The sequence below is a fragment of the Pseudomonadota bacterium genome, from assembly GCA_039714795.1.
Lineage (GTDB): Bacteria > Pseudomonadota > Alphaproteobacteria > JAGOMX01 > JAGOMX01 > JBDLIP01.
Genome location: JBDLIP010000082.1, coordinates 1 through 8,410, shown reverse-complemented (window position 1 = coordinate 8,410; position 8,410 = coordinate 1). Strand labels below are relative to the sequence as shown.

The window sequence follows — 8,410 nt, the reverse complement described above, 5'->3', positions numbered from 1 at the left end:
AAGCTACCAACCTACTGGTGTCCAATCAATAAGATGAATTCAAAGCCTTTGATCATTTTGAATCTGCAAGCAAACACCTACCTTAAACAACTTGACCTACCACCCACACCTCCATGGCAAAAACCAGGTAGCAAACCAGATAATTTGTCTGCGGAAAATATCGCCGCAACCATGCACAATATTTTCAAGGCTCGCCAAGAAACACAAATGGCTCACGCTAACTTTCCCGGAGTCACCAGAGCTCAACAAAAACAACGCCAAGAACAAGCACAGTCGGTATTTTTGTGGATTACCTTTTACGATGTCATTGAGTATCTAGAAAGCCAAGGTGTTTCGGTCAAACGCTCACCAAAGCACATTTTGCAATTCAGCCCGCACTCATCTTATCTTGTGGACGGAAAACCTTTGACCCGCCCCCAGGTTCTGATGCGCGCTAATAAAATCCGCCACCAGAAAAAGCAAGAACCATTTTTAGTGAAGTCGATTAGTCAAATCTAACGGAAGTTTAAATACATGAACGCTGAGGCTATTTAATGGCAACAAACTAGAAAAAAACCGCAGCATTGCAGTGTCTACATTTTCTTTTTGTCCATGTATAATCCTTAATATATTTATATTATCGGAATTGGCTTGCTAAGCGCTCTTGACCGGGCAATTCCTGAAAAACTATTTTCTGGTAAAAGCATGAGCAAAAAAGGAATTGAGGTTGTTTTTGCTTCCAGCGGCGGTCCCATCAGTAATTTGCACAATCCACACCAAATGGTCTTGGAAAACATCCATGTGCACGGATCAAAGGTCAGTTTCGATCTTACTGTGCATACCGATGAAATGATTGGCATTACCTCTTATGAGCTTAACAAGAAGCTTTCCAAATCAGGAATTAATTTTTTTAAAAAATACCAAGGTAAAACGGTAGTGATTCAAAAATCAGACATCTGATTTCTGCTCATAAAACCATGCCAAAGTTGCCCCGGCAGCCCGCCTCCTGTAACTGCTTTCATTAACTTGTGATTATCATTGCCCATCCACACACCAGTCACCAACAAAGGTTGGTGGGCATAGCCCACAAACCAAGCATCGGCATGGTTCTGGGTGGTGCCAGTCTTACCAGCGCAAGGCGCTTGAAGCCTTTTTGTCCGGCCAGTTCCATAAGCCATGGTGGCTGATAGCATTTGGCTGAGTTGCTGGGCTACTTGCGGCGTCATCACGCGCGGGGGATTTGTTGCCTGGCGCCGGTAGAGCACTCGACGATAACGATCCTGCACTTGGGTAATCGCATAGGGCTTAACCTCCAGGCCGCCATTGGCCACTGCGGCATAAGCTCCAGTCAACTGGATCAACGTCACCCCTCCCGTTCCCAAGGAAACGGTCAAATCATTTGGTTGCTTTATCTTGATTCCCAAACGATACGCAGCTTGAGCAATGCGCTTTTTGCCAACTTTTGCAGCCACACGCACGCAGGGAGTGTTCACCGAATAGGCCATGGCTTCCGTCAGTGTCAACTGACCGCGAGATTGCCATTTGTAGTTTCTAGGACGCCATTTACCAATGCGAACCGGGCCGTCAGAGACACGGGTCTGTGGAGTCATCCCCAATTCCAGTGCCGGCAGATACACAAACAACTTAAAGGCAGATCCCGCCTGGCGTACCGCCTGGGTTGCCCGGTTAAACTGGCTTTGATAATAATCATATCCGCCCACCAGCGCTTTGACAGCCCCTGCCGGTGTCATTGCCACCAACGCCACCTGATGCACATTATATTTGGAACTATTTTGCTCGATGATATGTTTAGCCTGAGTTTCTGCCAACCGCTGCAATTTAGGGTTCAGTGTCGTTCGCACGATTACATCTTGATGTATGGGGCCAATATAATTGGGTAATGTTTCTACAATCCAATCGGTAAAGTAACGCCCCATTTTGCGGCGATCCCTGGCCTGGTGCATGTCCTTAATGGATCCCTTAATGTTGCTGCGCTGGTGATGCGTGATAAATCCAGCTTCTAGCATGCTATCCAACACGACCTGAGCTCTGGCGTCGGCTCGTTCGGGATTACTGGCTGGTGATAATTTGGAAGGAGCCTTTAGCAATCCAGCCAACACAGCTGCTTCATAGAGGCTTAGACTACGGGCTCGTTTGCCAAAATATTTCTGCGCCGCCGCTTCCACTCCAAACACCCCTGCCCCCAGGTAAACGCGATTGAGGTAAATACTTAAGATTTGTTCTTTGGAAAACTTTTTCTCAAGCCAAAACGCCAACAACAATTCTTGGATTTTGCGCCTATAAGAACGATCTGTAGGCCGATACATTTTTTCTGACAGCAAAAAATTCTTAGCGAGTTGTTGCGTAATGGTACTACCTCCTTGAACCACAGTGCCGGCTTGGTAATTGCTCCACATAGCTCTTAAGATGCCAAGGAGATCAACGCCAAAATGCTGATAATATCGATGATCTTCAATGGCCAGTATGGCGCTGGGAACATAATCCGGCACGCTTTTCACCGTAACCCGCGCGCCATAGATGTCGCCGTGTGTGGCAATTAGGCTTCCATCTTGGGCCAAAATGCTAATGCCTGGCTGACGGGTGGCTTGTTTAAGGCGTTTGACATCAGGCAAATCATAGGCAAACCAGATCACAAAAAGGCTTGCTGCCACACTGCCCCAAATGCCTGTAATCACCAGCCACTTTAGCGACCAGCCGAGCCACCCCAAACTCTTCGACTTTGCAGCAGATTTTCTACGGCTGCGGGTGGTTTTCTTTGCAGGTTTTTTGCTGGTTTTCTTAACTGGCTTTTTGCTTGATCTGGTTCGGCGTGGCATTTGGGTCCCTCAACTAAACATGTACTCACTTCCATTTACGCCCGCCACCTTAGCAGGAAATGTGGCGGATAAAAATGGGCAAGACGAAGAAATTGGCGATGATCATATAGTTGGCTCTTTTGCATTTTGATAATCAACAACAATTTCCATGTTTTTTCTAAGATGACTTATGCATATATTGGTGAGGCAAATGCATCATATTACCCCCTCGATTGGCAAAACCAGGCAAACCAACCGAAAAATCGTCAATGCCCATTATCTAAATTTAGATAATGGGCATTGATTAAATTTGGATAATGGGTCACCATAGCAATATGGATCCTAGATTTCTGCCACACAATACCCATCTTGAAGCACCAGAACGCTTTGCTGTGCGCGATCCACAATTACATCGCCTGGAACAGCAAACTTATATCCACTACCCAGCTTTGCTCAAGACGATGGCAAAATTTGTGCCTGGAATTTATACCTTGGGCGGAGGGCGGCAAGTTGGTAAATCTACCTTGATTAAGCAATGGATGAACCAACTGCTTGAGTCTGGTGTTGCACCAAAAGCAATTGCTTATTTTTCTGGGGAGCTGATCAATGATCATCATACGCTATATCATTTGTTGCAATCACAAATTCAAGAAATGCCAGAAGATCAGGAAAAATTTATTACCATCGATGAAGTTACCTATATTCATGATTGGGACAAGGCGATTAAGTATGCAGCTGATGCAGGGATTTTACAGCAAACCGTTTTGGTGTTAACTGGATCGGATCTTAATCTCATTCAAGAAGCACGTATGCGTTTTCCAGGGCGACGTGGAAAATTTGCCCGCCCTGATCTGCATTTATACTCGCTTTCTTTCAAAGAATATTTCACCCTGCGTTATGGCCAAGCCAAAGTGGATGAAGTTTTAGACGATTTTGCCCAAGATGCAGATATGCTTGATACGGTTTATGAAGAATTTTCCCTCTATCTTATGCATGGTGGCTATCTCACTGCTATTAATGACTATGCCAGTTCTGGAAAGATCTTTGAATCAACATTATTGACGTATTCAGACTGGATACGAGGGGATATGTTAAAACGAAATAAGCAAGAAAGTTATCTCAGGGAAATATTAATCGCTATTATCGAACGCTACAATAGCCAAGTGACCTGGAATGCTTTGGCGCAACATTTGTCTATTGAGCACCCCATGACTGTTGCTGATTACATAGCACTTTTGCAATCAATGGATGCAGTATTTGTGCAGCAAGTTTTGCAGGAGGACAAGATGTTGCCTTCGCCTAAAAAAGCGCGCAAGGTTATGTTTACAGATCCATTTATTTTCCATAGTCTGCAAGCGTGGGTGTTTCCGGTCAAGGATCCCTTTGAACAACAAATTCGTACAGTGGTAGAATCCCCATTATTAAGCTCAAAACTGGTGGAAGCCTGTGTCGCCACACACTATAAGCGCTTTTATCCAACTTATTACATTAAGGCAGAGGGAGAGGTCGATGTGGCCTACCTTGATCATGGGCGTTTTTGGCCTGTTGAAGTCAAATGGAGTCAACAGCTGCGCACAAAAGATTTAAAGCAAATTTTAAAATATGACAATGGAAAAATATTAACAAAATCAAGGCAATCAGGAATGATACAGCACATTCCCACACTGCCTGTACCCATTGCTCTCTTGCAATTATGATACAGCACAGAGTTGCCATTTAAACTGAGTTTTGGATAAGAGGTCTTTCTGCCTACGGGTCGTCACCAGGGCTGTTCAGTGAAACCAACACGGCCGTCATCCTGAACGCTGATTTTCCGAACGTGCGACTGTAAGTCGCACGAATTGGGAAATTAGCGTTCAGGATGACGGCCGTGTGAGCTGAATGGTTACTTTCACTGAACATCCCTGAGACAAACTGCCGCAGCCAACAAATGTTGCGGGTGCTCGAGCAGTTGACCAATATGCCTGGCCAGCACTTCAGCAGTCAATTTTTCCTGAGAGATCAACCAACCCATCCCGGTACTTTGTGCATATTTGGCATTGGCAGTTTGGTGATCGTCAGTGGCATGAGGATAGGGAACAAAAATCGTTGGGCGGCCAACTGTTAATAGCTCAGCAGTGCTTGAGGCCCCTGCCCTAGTGATTACTAAATGCGCCTTAGCCAGCTCTGAAGCGATACCTTGGATAAATCCAGAAAGCCTAGACGTTACAGCAAGTACTTTGTAAGCTTTTTTGGTTGCCAGCATATGTTCTCCACGGCACTGCTGGACCACGTGTAATCTATCCTGTTGTTGATCACTGAGTTTGGCAAGTGCTTGCGGCACCACGTCGCTGAAAATGCCAGATCCTTGACTGCCACCTATAACCAAAACTCGAAAACGTTCTCCTGTTTTGGGAAGAGCATAAACCGTTTGTGCAGCCCGCTTGATGCTATCGCGCACCGGCAGGCCCGTCAGATGAACTTTATGCTGGTACTTTGGCTTAATTCTTTGCGTACCTGGAAACGAAACCCCCACATGGGTGGCCCAACGAATGAACCAACGATTAACGCGCCCCATCACACCATTTTGTTCATGCAAACTGATCGAGGCGCGGTGTATTACCGCACTTAAAAGGGTTGGAAAGGCTGGATATCCGCCAAAGCCCACAACCGTATCTGGCTTGCGTCTGCGCATCCAGCGCCACATTTGCCAAAATCGAGCTAGTAATTGGCCAACACCGCCTAGCTTGCCCCGCAGGCCAGCTTGACTCATTCGGGAAAGATCCAACACTTTGATCTCGATACCCTGAGGCTGTTTGATATATTTTGCACCCCGCTCATCCGTCACCAGACTCACCTGACAGCCTCGGCTGGCAAGAGATTGCGCCAGTGCCAGCGCTGGAAACATGTGACCGCCTGTGCCACCAGCAGTCAAAACTATCTTGCTACCTGAAATTAGGTCTGCCATTTGCATAAGCTATTTATCCTCATAAATGCGGCCAATTATACTCTCGTGAAATCAAAACCTCTAGTTTAATGATAGCGAGAAGCGCGCAGTTTACAATTGTAAATGAGCACTTCGAGCGTATAAGAAAACAGAGGTTTTGGTTTCACTTCAGTATATGACCACTGTAGTTATTTTCTTCTGAAAATACGAGGGTTTTTATGGGGGCATTAAGCTGAATTTTACATAGCTTGTGCAAACTTTTCAAACCAACTATTGACCTGACATTGCTCATTCAAATTAGCGGGCATTGCTTCTTTGGCTGACGCACAGAATTCAGTAATAGTAGTATTGGTAGGTAGCTCATATTTTAGAAACTCAAGCAATTCATTAATATCTTCCTGATTTGCCCCCTCAACAATAAGAGTGCTTGCTGCCTGAAAGAGCTCGTTGATAGCATCAGGGTTGTTGTCATACCGTATAACGGAAAATAGCTTTGAGAAACAGTCATCTATCCAACGACTTCTTGATTGGCTTCTTGATTGGCGCTGGGTTAATTTTTTTACTAATTGGCAAAACCCAGCAAAATCGCTTTGGGCTTTGATAATTTTCAATTCACTTATTTCCCATTTATGAAATTTATTGTCAGCAACTAATGTTTCTACTGCATTACAAAAATCTTGACGCTTTGCATCAGGGATCTTGGCAAATAAAAGGAGCAATTCACCCCACTCTTTTTCATCTTTCATACAAGGGATCAGGAACTTGCTATCCTTATAGATACTGCCGAAATTATCAAGACCCAATTTATTTACGGCTTGCACAACTGCCACCACGCTCCCGGCAAATTTGCACTGCCCAAGCAATTTCCCAACTTCTGGTAGCTCGAGATAACCTTCAAGAGCATCACGGCCAATGTCTTTAATTCCCTGCAAAATGGTATATGCATCAGGATCATATTTTTTTGACACATTTTCGCTCAATTTGGCAACAGTTTCACAAATCCACTCTCGATCTTCTTTCCTAATATCACGTAATATCTTTAACAATTTGCCAATCAACCTCGCAGGTGAATCATCTTTAAGCAACACTTTGACCGATAGGTAGCCTTTTGGATCAACAGGATCAAGTACATCAATAATTTTATCCGCGTACAAGTAGCATATGGACTCATTTAGTAACTCTGCGGCTGCTTCACAAAAGTCATTAAGATTATCGGGTTGCCTTTTTTTCAATAACTTCATGATGTGAAAAGGTGCCGCATCTTTTCTTAATTTTTCACACAATAATATCGCTTTTTCACTGTAATTTTTAAGCTCAGAAAGTTCTATTTTGTTTATAAATTCTAACTTTGAGCCAATATGGTTCATTCCAGAATCCAGTTTTAATTGGGCTAGCACTTTGCAATAATCAGGTATATCTTTAGGATTAAGCGCGCAAAGAAATTTAAGAATCGCATCTACGCTTGCAGCAGAAGGCTGTGCCAATTCTTTTGTAGCTTGGCATACTTGGATAAAATGATCCTGGGGCAAATCATCCTGATTATACTCTTTGAGGATTTGAATACACTCAGCAATATTCCTAGAAATAGGTATATCCATCAATATCTCTGCCGCTTGATTGAGTCTTTGATAATCATCCACATCCTTAAGAGCTGCAAAAATAGCTATTGCTTCCCTATCATCTACGTCAGGATTAATACATTTTTTTGCTGCCTCAAGCAAATTGGTCGCTTCCTCAGATTTAACATCTTTGAGTGACTGCATGTTTCCTAGAAGATAAGTCACGTTAAATGAAGTTTTTTCAGTATTGGAGCGATTTAGTAAATATTGGGCGATTTCAGCAAATACTTCAAGATTAGCAGGTTTAATATCGATAATTTCTTTAAGAACATCATTAAAAGATCCTAAACTAGAATCTGGAACGAGTGTCTGGGCTGCTTGGAGGTAATTTTCTATTTCTAAAGCTGGAATATCTTTTGCAATATTCAACAACTTAATGATTTTGTTGTATTGACTGACTGATTCTGGAAGCAGGGAGTTTACCTTCACCGATAACAGGGCCAATAAGCTGGAGGCCGATTCAGAATCCATCTTTTGTGCCATATCAATTCTGATATCAAGAATTTTATTAATATTATATTGACCTACATCGTCAACAAAAAATGGTTGCATTTCTTGGAAAAATTTATCGATATCATCAGGGTTTATCGGCTGCAATAACTGAAGCGTTTCAATAACTTGATACGGAGATGCTTTGGCGACGATAAATTGTTTTGCTGCCCTACAAAAAGTTTGAGGGTCTGCCAGTGGCAAATTGTTGATGGCTTTAATAATTTTGGCCACTTCATGTGCCGTCATTGGGTCGTTCACAACTTCCAAAGCTGCTTCGATTGCTGACACCTGACACTCGTGTACCATCCCAAGCAACCCTTCTTTTTTACAATAGCCAAGCACGCTTACAGTATCGGATGAGTATTCTAATACCTCTATTAAAGGACGAACTGCATTGCAAAAGCTTACTGGATCAGATAATTGCATATCTTTCAAATAGCCAAGCACGCTTACAGTATCGGATGAGTATTCTGATACCTCTATTAAAGAACGAACTGCATTGCAAAAGCTTACTGGATCCGATAATTGCATATCTTTCAAATAGCCAAGCACTCTTGCAGCATCGGATGAGTATTCTG

Annotated in this window: 6 protein-coding genes; 3 read left to right on the top strand and 3 right to left on the bottom strand. The window is 43.4% G+C overall.

Features of this window, described 5'->3' with window-relative positions:
* A partial coding sequence (locus ABFQ95_06300; GenBank protein ID MEN8237134.1) for a hypothetical protein occupies positions 1-498 on the top strand: 498 nt, incomplete at its 5' end.
* Positions 499-630: 132 nt separating this feature from the next.
* Positions 631-939, top strand: a complete 309-nt coding sequence (locus tag ABFQ95_06295; GenBank protein ID MEN8237133.1) for a hypothetical protein — start codon at positions 631-633, stop codon at positions 937-939.
* Here the strand turns inward: ABFQ95_06295 and ABFQ95_06290 are convergent.
* Positions 921-2,816 (bottom strand): PBP1A family penicillin-binding protein, encoded by a 1,896-nt coding sequence (locus tag ABFQ95_06290; GenBank protein MEN8237132.1) that lies wholly within the window; start codon positions 2,814-2,816, stop codon positions 921-923. The two genes, ABFQ95_06295 and ABFQ95_06290, sit on opposite strands and share 19 nt — an antisense overlap.
* A 314-nt stretch (positions 2,817-3,130) precedes the next feature.
* Here ABFQ95_06290 and ABFQ95_06285 point away from each other — a divergent pair, with 314 nt between their 5' ends.
* On the top strand, positions 3,131-4,492 hold the full coding sequence (locus ABFQ95_06285; GenBank protein MEN8237131.1) for an ATP-binding protein: 1,362 nt from the start codon (positions 3,131-3,133) through the stop codon (positions 4,490-4,492).
* A 194-nt stretch (positions 4,493-4,686) separates the two neighbouring features.
* Here the strand turns inward: ABFQ95_06285 and murG are convergent, their stop codons facing one another.
* Both murG and ABFQ95_06275 read right to left on the bottom strand, forming a co-directional pair.
* Positions 4,687-5,748 carry an undecaprenyldiphospho-muramoylpentapeptide beta-N-acetylglucosaminyltransferase gene (gene murG / locus ABFQ95_06280; protein ID MEN8237130.1) on the bottom strand — a complete coding sequence of 354 codons (1,062 nt, stop codon included), beginning with the start codon at positions 5,746-5,748 and terminating at the stop codon, positions 4,687-4,689.
* A 212-nt stretch (positions 5,749-5,960) separates the two neighbouring features.
* Complete coding sequence (locus tag ABFQ95_06275) at positions 5,961-8,372, bottom strand: hypothetical protein (GenBank protein ID MEN8237129.1); 2,412 nt, start codon at positions 8,370-8,372, stop codon at positions 5,961-5,963.
* Between the last annotated feature and the right edge of the window lie 38 nt (positions 8,373-8,410).

What these genes read in the sequence shown, in the direction of transcription:
- ABFQ95_06285 (MEN8237131.1), top strand. Translation starts at nt 3,131, where the DNA reads ATGGATCCTAGATTTCTGCCACACAATACCCATCTTGAAGCACCAGAA.
- murG (MEN8237130.1), bottom strand. Translation starts at nt 5,748, where the DNA reads ATGCAAATGGCAGACCTAATTTCAGGTAGCAAGATAGTTTTGACTGCT.
- ABFQ95_06290 (MEN8237132.1), bottom strand. Translation starts at nt 2,816, where the DNA reads ATGCCACGCCGAACCAGATCAAGCAAAAAGCCAGTTAAGAAAACCAGC.